This window comes from Vibrio caribbeanicus ATCC BAA-2122, from assembly GCF_000165125.1.
In the GTDB taxonomy this organism is placed as follows: domain Bacteria; phylum Pseudomonadota; class Gammaproteobacteria; order Enterobacterales; family Vibrionaceae; genus Vibrio; species Vibrio caribbeanicus.
This window is the reverse complement of the sequence record NZ_AEIU01000052.1, coordinates 1-18,038: the sequence shown is the minus strand read 5'-3', so window position 1 is coordinate 18,038 and position 18,038 is coordinate 1. Positions and strand designations below refer to the sequence as shown.

The following is an 18,038-nucleotide window of genomic DNA, read 5'->3' as shown; positions in this document are numbered from 1 at the left end:
ACAGGACTGGCTTTTAGCTTCCCTCTTTCTGTGACAAAAAGTTAAGAGGCGTAACTCCTGTTTTCTGCCGAAAAAAATAGATAAAGGCGCTATCACTGGAAAACTCCAAGCGGTGCGCGACATCTGAGATGCTCATCCCATTTGATAATAGCTCAATGGCGCCCAAGAGACGCCATTGTTGACGCCAGCTCTGATAAGGCATACCTGTTTCACGATTAAAAATACGGGTTATAGTCTTGTCGCTGGCCCCTACCTGTTTACTCAACTCAGAAAGCGTAGGTGCCATAAATTCACTATTATTAATTCCGGCTAGCCATGATTGTAAACGATGATCTTTAGGAAGCGGCAAGTGAAGGTGTGCATCGGAGGCTTGATTTAACTCTTCAATAAAAAGGTTTAGCGTATTGAGCTGTTCAATGTCTGGTTTATCAAAAGGCCAAAAGGCCATACGTTCAATCAGTAAACGCATTAGAGGGCTGATATCCAGAATTTTCACCTTGCGTGGTAGACGGGGAATTAATGAGTTATCAAAGTAAAGAGAACGATAGTGAGCGAGGTAAGTAGATTGCGCGTTGTGTACTAAGCCAGCTGGAATCCATGCAGCCCGCATTGGTGGAAGCACATATTTAATGTTATCAAGCGTAATGACCATACAACCCTGCTGGGATGAGAGCAGCTGGTCTTTATTATGAAAGTGCAAACCAGAGTCATGGCCGGTTATCTCGGCAGCAACACCGGTAACTAATCCAAAATGTTCATCAGCACAAAAATGATCGCCAAACTGCAGAACCGCCATTCTCTCGTCCCTGTATAATCAATGACAACGGCACCATTATACCTGAGTCGCTTCCAGATGTTTGGATATATTGCAAAATCTCGATATTTCATACTCATAAGAATAATAAAGTGCCACCTTTTAGGTGGCACTTTACACACAAACCAACTATTGAGTAAGCAGCTTGAGGTCACTAGGAGCAGTGACTTACGATACTCAACTCACTATTTTATTAGTGGCTCAAGCTAGTAAATTTATAGTTAAAGTCAAATGCAATGCCATGATCAATAACATCCATTTTCATCTCTCCAACAACATCTCCTTCAAGAGTAGAAGTCAAATCACTAGGTAACACCTCTCCAGTCATTTCAGCAGCTTTGTTCGAGAACTCGAATAAGCGCTGACCATCCATGCTAAAGCTCATTAGGCCATCAGCGGAAAGCGGTTTGATCATAACACTCTCACTAGCACTCTTCGCTAATTCACCACTATAAAGCGCCAAATGACTTCCGTTCAAACGAGCATATAGATCCATTGGCATCCCAGTGTACTGAGTAAATAAAGGACCAATATTCACTGGTTTACTGTCCGCCTGAATTTGTATATTAGACAGTTCGGGAGTAAACATTTTTGCTGTTTGGAGAAGTGCTTCGGGATTGTCCGCAGAGACAGAAATCATAGCGTCAATTTGCTTCACTTCTGACCCATTCATGCCACTAGCTGCCACATCAATATCAAATAACTGGAAGCTTACCCCTTTCAATCCGTTCAGCATTCCTGCCCCCATACCTATCATAGGAGCTGGATTTTGCTGCATACTGAGCTGGGCATCAGCCAATATCGGGCACTGGTATTGTGTTGAGGTCAACTCCGTCCATATTGTACTCACAGCGGGTGCCAAGGCAGTAACATCGAGACCCAACGAGAGGCCAAATATACTCGGAGTTTCACCTGTGCTATTGAGAGCACCGCGAATAGATTTGAGAGCATCAATAATAACTTGGTTATTGGACTCAAAAACAAGACTACCTTTAACATTAAGCTCATCAGAATTATGTTCATAACGACCAAAACCAACCAATTGAGGCCAGTTATTGGCAATTTGCGTCAACTCTGTATTACACGATGAAATATGGAGTTGACCATACTCTGCATCGTTTTCGAAGACCTTCATCTGACGGGCAAGTAAGTTCCCATCTCTGGTTGTAAGGCCAGTAGCAACTTGGCGAAAATCGATAAAACTAAATGCTGTATTCTCTTTACCATAACGAGTTTCTAGTTTGGTTAAGCGATCAACATCCATCATACTTGAAGCGGGCTTTTCGAGCCCAAGAGCAAGTTTGAGTGGATTATCTTGACCAAAAGGGGTCACATCGAAAGTAACCGTCAATACATTATCGATGACCGCTATGACAAAACCTAAGCTATCGCCAACATTATTGATTTCATATCGACGATATTCTATAGCACCTTCTTTGACCAGTTCGTGCTTAAATCCAGACTTCCTTTCCTGCTTATCCAAGGTATCCCAAACAGCGGCTGGGTTTTCGACAGGAAGTTTCAACACTGGTACCGCACCAAGGGTGTAAAACACTGGATTAATTGTGTTTCCTAAACCTAAAAAATCTTTCAGTTCTTGCGGGTTCGTTGATGCCTGTAAGTAAGAATCAAAAAGATCAAGCATAAAGCTTGCACCTCTTGACAGATCCTCGTCAGCAAAAATTTCTCGAGTGCTAGTTGGCTGTGAACCAGATGTAGAGGCAACGAAGTCGCCCAAATCAATCGCTTCTGTCTGATAAGATAAGAACAGAGTATCTGAAGGCACTTGTGCGAGAATAGCGCCTGTTTTAGCCTCTTTACTCTGTTGATAAACGTAACTACCCACACCAAGCACTGCAACCACTGCTGCTGCTAATACTAATTTTTTCACGGCCGACTCCGATTAATAATGAACACGCCTCTATCAAGAGAAGCTAAAAAAATAAGAAAAAGTAAACATCCACTTATTATAGAGGCAATATAACCAAGTAATCTTGATCTATTGACTTTGCTACAGCTCACTCAGTGATGCTACTCCAAGAACGATACTTTTAAGTCACTTGAGCTTTGGAGTACATGATAAACGTCGCAAGCCCATTAGTAATTTTATAAATACTAATTTTATGAGATATCTAACAACTAAAAAGAAAAAACAGATAAAAAAGCTCTAAAAATCTATTACTTATAAACATATAAGCGAGAATAACTTACCTTAAAGACAAGGCAAAGATTTAAAGTGCTAGACAGTCGATCAAAACGTCTTAGCGGGTCAAGACACCTCATTCTAGAGGATTCAGGGGTGCAATTTATCCAAACTGTTTTTGGTAAATTTATTACAGAACGGTGAATTTGAGGAAGAATAGACAGTAAGCTTAACTTGTTGGTTTAGAGAAAGAGAAAAAGCTGGGCGGTTTACCCAGCTTTTAGGCGGTAGACTATAAGGCAGTAGACTAGCGTTCGCCCTGAACCTCAAATTCATCATAAGTCAGCTTAGCAGTGCCGTCCTCTTGAAGGGTCCATAGCTCTCTATGAACAACACCATAAGCTTTATTCATTGTCCATTTAGAAGTCAGAATGTAGCTTTTATCATCTACTTTTTCCCATTCAGGCTCAACATAATTAACGTCGTTAAAGCCTTGATCAATGATATTTTGCCAGAGAGCTTCGATCTCTCCACGACCTTTGAATTGTCCAAATGGCTTAGCAACCATGACACAATCTTCAGCATATTGCTCCGCACATCCCTTAGCATCTTGACGATTAAAAGCATTTGCCCACACTTCAAGGGCTGATTTACAAATATCCAATACCGATTCGTTCATTTTTGTTTTCTCCTCTAACAATATGGAGACACTTTAAAATGAAGATTGACATTTAAAAACAAAAATATTAGAAATTAATGTTCTTAAATGGAGAACAATAAATGAAAAAGCATCGCCAGATGACCTTGTTTATGCACATTGTAAACTGCGGTTCTATATCAAAAGCCGCAGAAAAACTCGATCTTTCAAAATCAGTATTGAGCAGTGCACTTAAACAACTTGAGTCCGATCTATCAACTGTACTTCTAAAACGTACAACTCGAAAACAGCATCTCACTCCACAAGGCGAGGCCTTTTATCAACACTGTTTAGCAATGAACGATATTGTTGATCGAGCATGGGATGAAATGCTTGAGCTACAAAATACTCCTTCAGGCAAAGTGACCATCACAGCTCCACATGCTTTAATGGAGGGAATCATCACAACAGCACTAGCGGAACAATTTAAGTTATATCCAGACGTCCAGCTCGAGCTTTTAGCTGACGATCACCAGTTAGATCTAATGCAGAGTAATATTGATATTGCAATTCGAGTTGGAGAATCTACAGACAGTAATTATAAGCAAAGAAAAATTGGTAGTTTTAGAGATGTACTTTGCTGCTCAGAGTCAAAACCAAGTGTACTGAGTCAGTCTGATTATATAGCTAACCATTGGCAGCCCAAAAAGATCACGCATAAATTTGAACATCTAACCAGTGGATCTACATTAGAGTATCAATTCACAGCATCACACACGGTGAACTCCGTCAATCAAGTCGCATCTATGATTCGCCTTGGGATGGGAATTGGACTGATTCCTGAGTTTATCTTAAAACGGTGCCCTCAACTATTCCCATGTCTTCCAGAACATCGTTTACCAAAAGTTTCTGTGTATGCCATTCATCCGTATCCAAGGACGCCACCTATTGCTGTTTCGCTTGCTATACAGGCTATAAGTAAAGAACTAAGCAATCTTTAGGCATCCAAGCAAATGATTTTATTGATAAAAATAAAAAATTAAATGCTATGGATATCTCATTGATCGCTCGCACAAAAATAACCATAAAATAGTTAATAATTATTCATTTCTATGTCCTATAATCTTCTAACCATGCAGAAAAACAACATAAGGAAGTGATTATGATTTCTGTGCATCGCGTTTACGAAATTAAAGATATTAGCCACAACCACGCTCACATTGAAATCAACCCGGTCGGTGTCATTGATATTGAGATTGTTGAGAAAAAAGAGCACCACTGGGCAGAGTTTAAAGATCTTTCTTTCAAATCCATAGAGGATCACACTCGCTTATGCGGAACACAAGAGCGCAAAAAGTGGACATTAGACTTGGACTCAAAAGATGCAGAAGAGGTGACACGTCTAATCGCTGAAGCCAGAGACGAGTTCGAAATATTAATGCGCGATTTATAGAGTGCTCAGACAGGAGTTAAAAGGCTCCTGTTTGTTTCTTCAAAAATAGCCTACAAATGCACTGCCCAACCTTTCTAGTATTGGCTCGCTTTTACTTGTAAAAAAGTAAATAATGGCAACGCAAACAATCGAGCCTAAAAGGTCAATGGGATGGTGCATCCCTAGCCACAGCCTTGAAAATGCGACTGATGACGCCCAAAACCCTAAAATTATGCACCAACCAAATCGTCGCTGTTCCCAAAAAATAGCGCCAAAAAAAGCTAAACAAATCGCAGCAAATAAAGTATGACCAGAAGGAAAAGAGTAATCTCTCTCCCCCTTCCAATTTTTTGTTCTCCAATCACTAACACTCTTTGAGAGCTCATCAATGGCAAAATCTTGTTGTGATTTACTCAACTTATAGAAATGTGCCGGGTTTGGTATCAGCAACTCATAAGAGAGTAGTTCGGTATAAGGGCGAGGACTTTCGGTCAACGCTTTTAAACCCGATTTTGCTGCAAAACCGATAACCAAAATGAGTAACAGCCGCAACATTTTAACCCAAAAAATTTGCCGACTGACTAATTGTTTACACGATAAGAAAATTAGAACAGGTAAAGTAATCCAAAAACCTTCATGGCCAGCTGAATGAGTAATTAGGTTAATAATTAATCCCACGCTCTCTGAGACGTTACTTTGTAAGTCTACTTTACCCACAAGAATTGATAGCATTAACACTACCAAAAAATATATGGTGAGTAGGGTAAGACCTTTACTGTTATTATTTGCAAAATTTTTCACGGCACATATTCACGGCACACTATTATTGACCAGCATAGTAGACCTAGGTGGGTAAGCTCTTCATCAGTAATGTGTCAATTTATTGAAAGTTGCGCCATAAATCTCTTCGAAATAATATAAGCACATGATTAAGCTTACATTTAAACTAAAAACTGATGAATAAATCGTCGATTAGTTCACTCGTTGAGCTTCTTGCTATCCCTTATTACCGAACATTTTCATGCCCGTAAAAGAAGTGCTCGACGGGCCCATAACCACTCCCAACCTCAAGTAAATCTGCACAAGCGATGGCTTGTGAAATATATTGTTTACCTAGAAAAACCGACTTGTGGATACAGTTGCCTTGGGCCAAGTAAGAAGCAATGGCTGCTGAAAGTGTACACCCAGTACCATGTGTATTTTTTGTTTGATGTCTTTTGCTGGTTAGAAACTCGTTCGAGTCAGGTTGGATCAGTAAATCACTGCTGTACTGACTCTCTTGCAAATGACCACCTTTTAGTAAAATGCTCTTAGCACCCAAAGCACGCATTGGCTCGATCATTTCCTCCATTTCATGTTCATTCCTGGGGCACGACCTTGAGGCTAATATTGCTCCCTCGTACAAATTCGGTGTCAGCAGATCAGCCATGGGGATAAGCTGTTTTTTAAGCTCGACTAAGGCATCTGAATTCAAAAGCCGAGAGCCACTGGTAGAAATAAGAACAGGATCAACCACAACATATTTGGGACGGTACTGTCGAAGTTTTTTTGCAACGATGTAAATAATGTCAGAACTGGCAAGCATCCCTACTTTTACCGCCACTACATTTAAATCTTGAAACACCGAGTCTAGTTGACTTTCAATATTCAGAGCAGGAATTGAGTGTATGTCCTGAACACCTAGGGTATTTTGAGAAGTCACCGCCGTAATCACAGAACACGCATAACTGCCTGTCGCCGATATTGTTTTGATATCGGCTTGGATACCCGCCCCGCCCCCACTGTCAGAGCCGGCAATGGTAAGAACAATGGGTTTTGGCATAGTATAAGATGGCATTTTAGCTCCTATGAAGAGGCATAAGAACTAGAAAATAAGTACACCGAACTTAATAGCTCGCAAAAATGCACACTAAAATCCATAGTTCCCTACGCCAGTATTAACTGAATCAGGTTCAACGGGTCTCTTGACGATCTCAGCCTGTATCTTTGAGGCTCCCCGACTATGACGAAAATCTTACCAATAAATTTACAACCATTACAGCTAAATATTTAAAGCTATGATTTTTAAATCTCCAAGTAATTACAAGACAAGTATTCTCGATTAGTTTGACATTAACTCCATATGATATCTAGCCACGTTCAATCGCCATACGTAACTCATGACGAGCTTCAGGTTCACTAACATTTTTATCTCTAGGCTTGACATCCATAAGCAAAAAAGTCGTTTGATTATCCTTGTTGTCCTGAATTCCACGTTCAACAACTACCAGTCCTTTATAAACTTGGTCAAGAATACATGGTCCAATAGCTGCTGTACCCTGAGGTAATTGACTTAAAGCAACCTTTTCAGCAGCAGACGCAGTCCCCTCTGGAACCTCAATCTCTTCAGGCGAAAAAGCACTTTTCCATCGCAATATTTGTTTTAATGCCGCAGGATGAGAAGCTATTTTTCTTATTCCTATATTGTTCTCAACATCTCGACGATTGCTCAATACACACATCTCAATTGGCATAGTGGTTTTTGCTATAACTTTTTCTATCTGATAGCTTTTTAATGCTTCAACAGTTGCTGGTACAAGTCGGCCGTCTATCGAGCTATTCTCTACCGCAGTAAACGCATAACCTCCATAAGTATGAGCATTCATAAAGGTATTGATGGGAGTACCAGAAAAGTTGAGCTCCGCTTGTAAATGTTTATCTCGCTCAAACAGCTGGTGAATAGCGGCATCATTAAAACTCCCTTTTGAAGCTTGAACATAAATGGTATCACTGCCACGTGAAAAGATTAAAAAACACAATGAAATAACAAAAGAAATAACAATAACCAGATGTTTCATATAAATTCCAGCTTGGACAAATAATAAAAAGAAGTGGGCAGGATCTATTGTTCCTCGAGCCCAGGATTACTCAAATCACATCCCCACCACTCCAGAGTATTTATCCATACTCCTTGATTTTACAATGTAAATCGACCGTCACTTTGTCTTTTGTTTGTCTTGTTTATGTGCGCCTTCTTTTACATAAAGATAATCAAACACTTTACGTATAAATGGTGCACCAACTTTTGCCCCACCGTCACCATGCTCGATAACAACCGTTGCAACATATTTAGGCTGCTCACATGGCATATACGCTGTATATAGTGCATGGTCTCTCAAGCTATAAGCGACATTCATATTTTTGTAAACTTGATCTTTTTTTAAACTAAATACTTGAGCTGTTCCTGATTTACCGCCGCTGCAGTACGGCGCATTTCTGAAAGCACGTCGCCCAGAACCTCTTGAGCCTGAGTTAACTAAGCGCATCGCATTTAAAGCAAGATCCCATGTACTCATCTTCACTCCCTCAATCTTGTCTAAAGTGACTGTCTGCTTGAGTGTGGCTGACGCTACTGGATTTCCATGATCAATGACAGTTTTAAGTAAGTGAGGGACTTTTACTGAGCCGTGGTTAACCAGGACTGATGTTGCTTTGGCTAATTGTAAAGGTGTTGCTGTCCAATATCCCTGTCCGATACCAACAGGAACCGTATCTCCCTTATACCAAGGTTGTCGATAGCGTCCTTCTTTCCACTCCCTGGTCGGCATATTCGCAGAACTTTCTTCTGGAATATCAACTCCAGAGGGACAACCAAAACCAAATTTTCTCATCCATGAAGAAATCCGGTCAATACCCAACTTATAAGCCATTTGATAGAAAAATGAGTCAACTGATTCTTCGATTGCCATAGTTACATCAACAGGCCCATGTCCCCAACGTTTCCAATCGCGCCACACTTTTGCATGACGACCACTACCAGGGATATGCCAAGTGCCATGATCATCACGTATCGTTGTCGGTGTTATGATATTTTCATTCAGCCCCGCCACAGCCATAAATGGCTTAATGGTTGAACCCGGTGGATAGACCCCCAACGTTGCTCTATTGACCAAAGGGTGAAAGGGATTGCTGAGTAATTTCTGATAATCCTTGCTAGAAATACCCTCGACAAAAAGGTTAGGGTCATAACTCGGGCTTGATGCCATTGCCAATATACTATTGTCTTTTGGATCCAGAACAACCGCGCTACCCTCACGGTGGTCCAAAGTTTCAAACACAAACCTTTGTAAGTTGATGTCTATATTTAGCATTAAGTCTTTCCCCGCAACTGGAGGAACATCTTTAATAACCCGAATTATGCGACCTCGACTATTAATCTCTACCTCTTGGAAACCCTCTTGGCCATGTAGTAATTTCTCATAATATTTTTCGATGCCAAGTTTACCGATTACCTTTGTCGCTCTATAGTTGGATATCTCATCAGCCTCTCTCAGTTTTTGAATATCTCTATCATTAATATGTGAGACGTAGCCGAGGACATGAGTAAGTATCTCACCATAGGGATAGTTACGCCGATACCTAACATCAATTGAAAAGCCCTCAAATTCATATTGATGAACGGAAAATCTTGCGACCTCTTCATCGGTTAAATCCGTCTTTATCGTCACCGGATTAAATTTTTTAGAGTGGGACTTACGTAATTTAGCTAAATCATCAGCCTCTATGTCTATGTACTTGTTCAATCTTGCCAAAGCTGATGCTAAGTCATCGACTTTCTCGGGAATCATTTGTAAAACATATATCGGCAGGTTTTCAGCAAGAACTTCACCATGCCTATCAAAAATTAAGCCTCTTGAGGGAGATAATGGAACCACTTTTATGCGGTTATCATTGGCACGAGTTGTGTAATAACTCTTTTCTTCAACCTCAAGATGATAGAGATTCAAAAAGAGCACTCCTATCAAAGTTAATATTCCAATGAAAGCCGCAAGTGCCCGCCTTCTAAATAGACTTATTTCTTGCTGATAATTACGAATTGTTTTGGAATGATAATGTCTAATCATATTTGGGAACTTGGGTTAAAAAACACCCACACAATTACATTTTGTTACATTATTACCAACACTAGCAGCTATGTCATCAAAATATGTACGAGCAGTGTAAACAACATAGAGAGATTGACTTGCCTGTGGTTAGTTTATTCGAGCCTACTTCTACAAGTATTGGAATTTGCGATCATTAGCAGGCAAATGTTGACACTTTTTTTTTGGCACTATAGAGCCAATGTACTAATCTTATTTCATATTAAAAATAAACAAAGAAAGTAGGTACTTATGAAGAAAGCTAGGAAAGCACAACTGCATCGTATTCGCATACAATATTGGAAAGACTCCAAAAGAAAAGAATCGAGCTGAACCAGAATTGATTAGAAGAAAGAAATGTGTAGTAAAAGAAGAAGCCACCGTAGGCTTCTTTTTCATTTGGTTTAAGCATTATCTTCGATATCATCTTCTTTCAGAAGAGAAGTCACATGAATTTTGTACTGATCAAATCTAAACGAACTTGGACCATGAGAACGTTTAGTCGTTACCTTTTCATCACCAAATTGCACAGTAACATGCGAAAAAACTTTAGTTTTAACCTCAATATAACTCTCATCTATAGCGATTTGCATCTCGCTCTCGTTAGTCTCTTTCAAGCTTTTAGCATCTTCTAGGTTGTCTTTTGCTAGCTTCTTATCCAATTCTAACTGTTGCTCTTTTTCTGGTTCTCGCTCACCTTTAGGTATCTTCTTAAACTCCAACTCCTCGCGTACAAGCTCTATAGTTCTCTCTTGAGCATCATTATATTCCTCTTGGAGTTTCACCTGACGATCTTTGAATCTTTGGTACAGAGCAAATGCTTGGACATAGGTTGCTGTATCTCCCTCTACACCAAGGTTTACGCAGCTAATTCTTCTTCCAATCACAGCATGCCCTCCACTCAATGTCCCTTGTTTTGATTCACTATCGCAGACAATTAAGTCTCTTCCACTACGAATATCGTTGTTCATACAGTGAATCGAAAGGATGATATCTTCACCTGCTTGAAGTTCGCTAAATTGCCCATAGCTTGCGGTAATGCTTCCTCCTGCCTTCACTACACAACTTCTTTTTTGATCTTCAGAAACATTATGACCAATGATCCCCTTCGCGACATTAATGTCACCCTGAGCCTGTACATCAGCGGACTCAATAAACCCACCAACGGTCAGAGAGCCAGTCGCTCTAACAATCATATCTGACTCAATATTATCGGTAACCACCACATGACCTTTGAACTTTACGTGCCCGGTAGCAACACCGATATTCGGTAGGCAAAGTGCATCCTCCACATCCATCCCTCTCTCCTGAAGAATCGGCATTCCACCTTCTTCTGCAATAAGTAAGTTCGGATCTTCCGGAGACACTTTTGTTCCGATACCAATATAAAAAGTGGATTCATTACCCGCGGTACAGGGAATAACGTTTCCTTGCACTGTCAAACCAGGCGTTCCTTTCGTTGCTGGAGTTCGCCTCATCAAAGGTTGTCCTTTAGCAACCGTTATAGTTTCACCAAGGTTTAGCATATCGACTTTCCCATCGTTATTAGTATCTCTGGGAGCCAAAACCTGCTTTGTTGGATCATCAACTAATGGGGTAAACTTGGTATCAGTTCCTTGAATAGGCGCTTTTCCTTTGGCGACAACTTGTGTAAAGGTTTCCCCGGCGCCAAGCTGATGACTCACAACAAGAACTTTCTTTAAAGCGAGTTTGTTTATTCCTTTGGTAACGAACGCCTTTGCGAGAGCATGTACAATTTGGGGCCCTTTAAGAGGCTTTCCTCGGTACGCTCCAGTAACGACCATGCTGGCAAGCATATTTTGATCAGAGAGTAGAACTTCAATACTGGCATCTCGCACCTCTGCAATCGTAATACCTTCATATGCCTCACTTTTCATTTCTTTAGCAGAATTGATAAATCGTGTGACTTCATCTTGTAATAAGCAATAATCTTTGGCGTCAATTAATTGCAGCGCGTTTTCTAAGTCTTCTGTATTGAAATCGCTATCAGTAACTTGTTCATCCGATAGCTTAGCAATAACGAACCGTTTATCATCAGAAAAAGTAATGAGCTTGTCCCACATGCCAAAACTCCCTATGCATACACTCTTCTGATATTACTTAACTTTTCCTCAATTCTGTATCATAAGTTAGACATTTTCTGGGTTACATCACTAGAATACAAGTTTACAGTGTAAATGTGCGCACATTGGCTAGAAGGTATCTAAACAAACTTACTTTTAAGCTTTACACTGTAAACTGTCTCCTAATTCAAAGATTTTAATAGTTTACCCAACTGTTCTCGAAACATTTTTTCTGTTTGTTTTTTCCCGGTAAGGCCAAACTCTCTTGCACAGTAAGACCAAGCTTTTCTCTGTACAACTCTCCGAATGAATAAATCTTCAACCTTAGTTATCAAGCTCGTTTCAGCTTGCCACCATTTATCCAATATGGCAGCAACGCTATCAAAGTTAGCTCCCCCTCCAGCGTAACGCTTTAATAAACTGTAAGGAATTGAGCTAGAGCTCAGCGGAGCTAACGTCCCCAATAACGCTCGAACAAGACATGTATCAATTTCAGACCACGTACTACTAACTCCGTAGCAAAGCGCATCACGAAAATACTGCTGCGCGTCATCAATCCAGCCATGCTGACCATGCACCATAACAACTGAGTATGTTCCGCTCGCTTGGTCTTTGTGGCTCCCTAGCTTAATCGGGACAAATTCATTATTGTGCCAAAAACGAATTAATTCCTCAGTAGCACCAAAACTTGATGAGTAATATTCATATTCATTAAGGCCTAAGAGCTTTGAAAGCATCTCACTACCAATGCCTCTAGAATGCAAATCAGGATGTACGGCAATCCTCATTATACGTAAGCTTCGTTGTTGTGCTGCTTCAGACAAACCAAGATGGTTAGAAAGCAAAACTGGCACTAGATGACCTTTAGGTCTTCGACTACCGTTCTGAATATCAGAGAGTATGTCATCATCAAGCTCTCCCTCCTCAACCGCTAAAATACATCCGACACATTGATTGTTAGTGAACGCGGCATAAACATGTACCGCCTCATCGCTTAATAAGAGTAACAAATCATTCGGTGTTGTTTGGTAATGAGCACTCACCAAAAGTGCAAAGCACGATTTTAATATGTGTGGTTGTTCGATTAATTGTTGTTGTGGGATCCGACAAAAGGTTGTTTTAGATAATGGCTCTGCGTAAGGTTCATTTTCAGCGTTGAGTAAAAACGTATCAAATAACCACTCCTCAAACGAATCGTTGTCAGCCCAGCGAATTGGCTGGCGAATATGAACCGTATTACCATTCGGACGAACCGTTTTCAACCAAGCTTGAAACTTGAGAGAAAAACCGCGTCCACTGCCCTCATATCCATGTATTGTCGAAGAAAACACGCAACGATTATAATGCAGAGCTATCTTTTGTAGTATAGGGATAGGTATAGCAGCAGCTTCATCCACAAAAAGGCAATCACAGTTTGGCAATCGCGTTAACAAATCATCAGGAGCAACAAATTCGATTGTAGCTTGTCCATATTGAAGCGAAGTCTTCTTTTCAACGACATTAACTAATTCACGTTTAGCATGCTCAAATACAGGTTGAACAGCTGCAATACTTGGCGCTGTTACTATAATATGACGTTGCTTTTTTATAATGAGTTTCGCTGCAGCAATACCCAACGCACTACTCTTACCCCGACCACGGTCTGCTGTCATAATAAGTGGTCTTTTTCTGTGTCCATCTGCAACACGGATAATTTTCTCGATCGCATTATGTTGCTCTTCAAAAGATTTTTTAGAAGCCTGCTCAGAAACGGATAAAGATGGTAGAAGCGAGTTTTGAGAGATCACATTAAGCTTTGAAAAAGCGCCATTTAACCACTTCTTAGCAATAGAGCCTTTGAAGGTGTCGGGGTTTTTGATAATGAGGACTATCCCACCACCAAGTACAGTGCCTGAGGCCGCGGTAAAAGCATTAGCATCAAAGCCGCTTCGCAAATCACAAATAAGAATACGGCACTCTTGTCCTAACAAAAAATGTCCTTGATTGTATCGAACACTTTTTTTCGACTCGTCTATCTGATTTCCGCCGAGCTGAAAAACGACGTTTTGAGAAAAAATTGGGGATAGAGCGGAACACTGTTGCTTTATCCAATTATCATCTCCCTCAAGAACCAAACCAAAGCGATGATTACTGAATAAGGCAGATTTTAAAAGTTCAACAAAAACGTGTCTGTACTTTGAGGGTTCATAACTTAATGCCAAGTTAAATAAAACACAGGTATTATAACCAAATTACCTAGGGATTACTTCTACAGCAAAGTGCCTTCGTTATGATAAAAAGCCGCCAGACGGCGGCTTTAGTGATTGGGTTAATAATATTTCTAACTTAACCTGCTAGAGATAAAGTCGAACAATTCCTGAGTAAATTGCTCATCCACCTTCTTCAGATTTAGTGTAAGGTTACTGCCTTTTCTGGTATAGGCAACTCTTCCTTTGATCAGTTCTTTTTTCATTGTGTTGCTCTTAGGGTTTGGAGCCAATTCAGAAATCCATGTTTCTATTGTCTCGGTTACCTCTTTGGTAATTCGAGCCACGCCTTGCGATTGACTCTTTTGCCAAATAAAACCATCACCTAAACGACACTTTTCCAATAATTTTTTTTGTCCAGATGGCTCTAATTGGTAATATTGCTTATGCAGTTTAACGATCGTCGGTCGTCCAAGCTCTGCAACACTAGGGTAGGCTTGAAGTAGCTCTAGCGGCAAATCAGCGGCTTTTAACGCACCACTCACAAGAGCTTCACTACATTGAAATATTTTCGCCAGCGCTTTCTGATCTTCAGCATCGCCACTTTCTAACTTGGCTAACATTTCTTTTCCCTTTTCGTATAAAGAAAGGGGCTTATGGGCATTAGCAACATCAGAAAGAAACTTTGCATGTTCCTTACTAATATCTTTCCCCACATAAATCAGAAACTCTTGATTGGCTAAAATACAAGACATTCTTCGCCGGCTACCATCAAGAACTTCTATTGTTCCATTTTCTAGCTTTCTTCCAACAGCAGGATATTGCTGGCCTCGTTCTTTGAGCGTAACCAAAACATCGGATAGAGCATGTTCGTTTAAAAAAGATTGCTCACGAGCATTTTCAGCAAAAACGACTGTTCTTTCACTCACAGCATCAGCAGGGATACGCACTAATTCAAACTGAACCGTTTTCTCTCCTGCGACAGCTAACTCGATTATTTGCGCTTGCTCTTTTGCAGCCTGCTGAGCTTCTTGAGGGGTAGATACATGTCGCTTGTTCGCTTTTCCGAATAGACGTGCATTTAAATCTGAAGTCTTAATAGCCATAATTTAATTACCCTTGATTTAATGATGACCAATTAGAATGAAGCACTCGTTCGAGCTCAAGCGCACTTTTTTGAACGGCATCTTGTGCAGTCGCCAGGGTTTTCTTCCCCCCCTCGAAATCATTCGTAGTCAAGTCAAATACTGTACTGTAGGTATCTGCACAAGTCTCAAATGCCCGACTACGCGGAATCGTCGCCATAGTCACTTGATCACCTAGTAAATAGTTCATTTCTGTCAGAACAGCCACTTGTTTTTTATTGTCATCTTCAAACATGGTTGGCATCAGACGTACAAATTCCAGGCCTTGCCAATCTTCAGGAAACATTTCATAAACCGTTGGGAGATGCTGGAAAAAGTTAACCGTCGACGCCCAATCTAAACGCTTGGCCGCACATGGTATAAGCAATGCGTTTGATGCATACATAGCATTCCACACTAAAGGATCAACGTGTGGGCCGGTATCAATCATGATGACATCAAAGTCATTTGCGATCTTATCTATGAGTTTTTCCTTTAATAGCTTAACAATATCAAGCGACTGGTTTTGGGATAATGACTGCCAAGCCTCAGCATTAAACATGGCATCTTCTGGAAACGCAGACACTGTCTTAAGGTTAGGATACTGGGTAGGAAGTAAAACATTTTTGTGCAGAAATTGACTGTCAACTTCTACTTCTTCTGGCACATTATCCAACATAACATCAACCGCAGAATAGATATTATCATGCTCGTTCAGGCTAATTTGAGGATTCAAAAATAAGCGCAAGGAGCCTTGTGGATCCAAGTCAATAAGACAGATGCGATAACGCTTATCTAAATTAAGGGCTAAACAGGCAGCAAGGTGAACAGCCGTCATAGACTTTCCTGTACCGCCTTTTTGATTTTGAACGTTGATAATCCAAGGCTTGTTGTTACCCGAGTTTTTCCTTTGATGGAATTTGGGAACGCCTGCAGCATCCATCAACATATGCGCTTCTTGTAATGATATTGAGTAATGATTAGCATTATTTTTTGTGAACTGATGTCCTGAAGACTCGAGTTTACTAATGGCGTCATCCAGCTTTCGACGCGTTAAACCAGAACGAGTTTCCATTAATGCTTTTGACATAGCAGGAAAATGTTCATCACTTCGCTCTTCTAAAACAATCTCAATTCTGTCTGCCTGAACTTGAGCAGTTTTTTCAGCTAATTGAATGAGATTATCAATTGTATTTTCTCGTTTCATTTACTGTTATCCATTACGATGACTTATTACTAATTGTACAGCAAAATTAAACATAAACAACAAAAAGCTGACCAAGCAATAATTGATTAAAATCACATTAAAGAGTAATTTAACACTAAATTTTACGAAATTCTGAAAGATAACGTTAAATAAGAGTCAAATATTTAGTTTCTCAAACAGGTTTGTAATCGCGATAAAAAATATTTTTAAAATATTACAGTGTCACTTATTTACATTGTAAAGGGTATAAATTTATGCCATTTATCGGAACGATTGAGAATAGCCGCTATTTTACGGCCTCTGATAAATCAACTTTCAGAAACCAAAAATCGACGAAAGAACAATCCATGTTTTGATATAACTTCAGGTATGAAAGCATGATCAAGGTTATATCCTTGATCATGCTTCTGGGAGTAAATAACACTATGGATCAATGATCAAGGAAATAAAAGCTATATCATATCAGGTTCAATACACAAGAATCACACGATCCATTACGGATCAATGATCAAGTAACTTAAGTTACCGGAAGCATGTAAAAAGGCAGACAAATTACGGAAGAATGCAGGCAGATATTGGATTTATGTTTAAAATGCAATTTTGATTGTACCAATCCAACAACATAACTCTTTAGAACGATATCAGCATGTATCTCTTGATCATGCTTTCGAGAAGTGGCGAAGAGGCTTTATAAAGGTTATTGCCGGGCTTAAAAGCTCCAAAGAAGATGTTCAACTCCACATTCTTTGCTTAATTGGTACATTTGTTAGAGAAAGGACTCACACCTTGATCATTGTTCCAATGAAACTGAACAGACAAATACTATAATTTCTTATTCAAGCCCACAACTTTCACTCCCGGTTGTGGATAAGATGTGTATGTTAGATGATCATGTTTCCATTTCTTAATGATCATCTTTACGAGAGAATGATGATCATTGTTTCATCGGAATTTGATCATTCTTTCAATAAGTTAATGATCATGCTTTCCTAAACTTATGATCATGCTTTCAAGAGCCATAAAAAAATACTCTTTAAAATCAATACAATAAAACCAGAAACCTAACTGGATCATTAGATCATATAATCATATTAGATCAAAATAATCACTATGATCAGTTATTTAAAAACAGCAAATTTTTCTTTATTTATGATCTAATATTCATTATTCTTTCGGAACTATGCCGCAACTACGGCAAATGTAACATGGAATTAACAATGAGTTTGAACGAAAAGTTACTAATCAAAGCGCCTAGAAGTCATAAAGATGGGCATTTATTTGAAGTCTCTGAACTTGCGGTAAATTGGATAGAGCAATATCAGCATTTCAAAGGTGTAACAAAGAGTATTGTTGAACTATTGAACTTAATATCGTTACAAGGCTTTAGTAGTAAGGACGGCTTAGTCTCCACCACTGAATTAATTAATGCTACAGATGGAGATATCACCAGAGCAGCAATACAACAACGACTCAGAGCCGCAGTCAATATTGGCCTCTTTCAGCAAGTGCC

At 39.8% G+C, this 18,038-nt stretch carries 13 protein-coding genes, 1 pseudogene and 1 riboswitch; of the genes and pseudogenes, 3 read left to right on the top strand and 11 right to left on the bottom strand.

Annotated features, from left to right (window positions below; all coding sequences use genetic code 11):
• Positions 1–13: 13 nt before the first annotated feature.
• The 3 genes from RH40_RS04805 to RH40_RS04795 all read right to left on the bottom strand — a co-directional run bounded on the left by RH40_RS04805 (position 14) and on the right by RH40_RS04795 (position 3,636).
• The gene (locus RH40_RS04805; RefSeq protein ID WP_009600247.1) at positions 14–796 is read right to left on the bottom strand and encodes an AraC family transcriptional regulator; all 783 of its coding nucleotides are present in this window, start codon (positions 794–796) and stop codon (positions 14–16) included.
• Between the two features lie 211 nt (positions 797–1,007).
• Positions 1,008–2,705 carry a hypothetical protein gene (locus RH40_RS04800; protein WP_009600246.1) on the bottom strand — a complete coding sequence of 566 codons (1,698 nt, stop codon included), beginning with the start codon at positions 2,703–2,705 and terminating at the stop codon, positions 1,008–1,010.
• Positions 2,706–3,264: 559 nt separating this feature from the next.
• On the bottom strand, positions 3,265–3,636 hold the full coding sequence (locus RH40_RS04795; protein ID WP_009600245.1) for a YybH family protein: 372 nt from the start codon (positions 3,634–3,636) through the stop codon (positions 3,265–3,267).
• Between the two features lie 101 nt (positions 3,637–3,737).
• Between RH40_RS04795 and RH40_RS04790 the strand changes: the two genes are divergently transcribed.
• Complete coding sequence (locus tag RH40_RS04790) at positions 3,738–4,595, top strand: LysR family transcriptional regulator (protein WP_009600244.1); 858 nt, start codon at positions 3,738–3,740, stop codon at positions 4,593–4,595.
• A gap of 161 nt (positions 4,596–4,756) precedes the next feature.
• A complete protein-coding gene (locus RH40_RS04785; RefSeq protein WP_009600242.1) occupies positions 4,757–5,047 on the top strand; it encodes a hypothetical protein in 291 nt (96 codons plus the stop codon).
• 39 nt (positions 5,048–5,086) lie between these two features.
• On the opposite strand, the gene RH40_RS04780 is transcribed toward RH40_RS04785, so the two are convergent.
• The 8 genes from RH40_RS04780 to RH40_RS04745 all read right to left on the bottom strand — a co-directional run bounded on the left by RH40_RS04780 (position 5,087) and on the right by RH40_RS04745 (position 16,528).
• Positions 5,087–5,758: a phosphatase PAP2 family protein gene (locus tag RH40_RS04780; protein ID WP_009600240.1), complete on the bottom strand. Its 672-nt coding sequence runs from the start codon at positions 5,756–5,758 to the stop codon at positions 5,087–5,089.
• Between the two features lie 274 nt (positions 5,759–6,032).
• Complete coding sequence (thiD, locus tag RH40_RS04775) at positions 6,033–6,863, bottom strand: bifunctional hydroxymethylpyrimidine kinase/phosphomethylpyrimidine kinase (protein WP_009600239.1); 831 nt, start codon at positions 6,861–6,863, stop codon at positions 6,033–6,035.
• Positions 6,864–6,932: 69 nt separating this feature from the next.
• Positions 6,933–7,035: riboswitch (TPP riboswitch) on the bottom strand.
• Positions 7,036–7,155: 120 nt separating this feature from the next.
• Complete coding sequence (locus tag RH40_RS04770) at positions 7,156–7,863, bottom strand: prephenate dehydratase domain-containing protein (RefSeq protein WP_009600238.1); 708 nt, start codon at positions 7,861–7,863, stop codon at positions 7,156–7,158.
• A gap of 138 nt (positions 7,864–8,001) precedes the next feature.
• The gene (gene mrdA / locus RH40_RS04765) at positions 8,002–9,906 is read right to left on the bottom strand and encodes a penicillin-binding protein 2 (RefSeq protein WP_439144643.1); all 1,905 of its coding nucleotides are present in this window, start codon (positions 9,904–9,906) and stop codon (positions 8,002–8,004) included.
• 425 nt (positions 9,907–10,331) lie between these two features.
• Positions 10,332–12,011 (bottom strand): flagellar assembly protein A, encoded by a 1,680-nt coding sequence (locus tag RH40_RS04760; RefSeq protein ID WP_009600236.1) that lies wholly within the window; start codon positions 12,009–12,011, stop codon positions 10,332–10,334.
• A gap of 182 nt (positions 12,012–12,193) precedes the next feature.
• The gene (locus RH40_RS04755; RefSeq protein ID WP_009600235.1) at positions 12,194–14,212 is read right to left on the bottom strand and encodes a tRNA(Met) cytidine acetyltransferase TmcA; all 2,019 of its coding nucleotides are present in this window, start codon (positions 14,210–14,212) and stop codon (positions 12,194–12,196) included.
• A 119-nt stretch (positions 14,213–14,331) separates the two neighbouring features.
• Positions 14,332–15,303, bottom strand: coding sequence for a ParB/RepB/Spo0J family partition protein (locus tag RH40_RS04750; RefSeq protein ID WP_009600234.1), 972 nt, complete (start codon positions 15,301–15,303; stop codon positions 14,332–14,334).
• A gap of 7 nt (positions 15,304–15,310) precedes the next feature.
• Complete coding sequence (locus RH40_RS04745; protein ID WP_009600233.1) at positions 15,311–16,528, bottom strand: ParA family protein; 1,218 nt, start codon at positions 16,526–16,528, stop codon at positions 15,311–15,313.
• Positions 16,529–17,745: 1,217 nt separating this feature from the next.
• On the opposite strand from RH40_RS04745, the pseudogene RH40_RS04740 reads away from it, so the two are divergent.
• A pseudogene (locus RH40_RS04740) lies at positions 17,746–18,038 on the top strand (replication initiator protein RctB domain-containing protein); the annotation flags it as partial.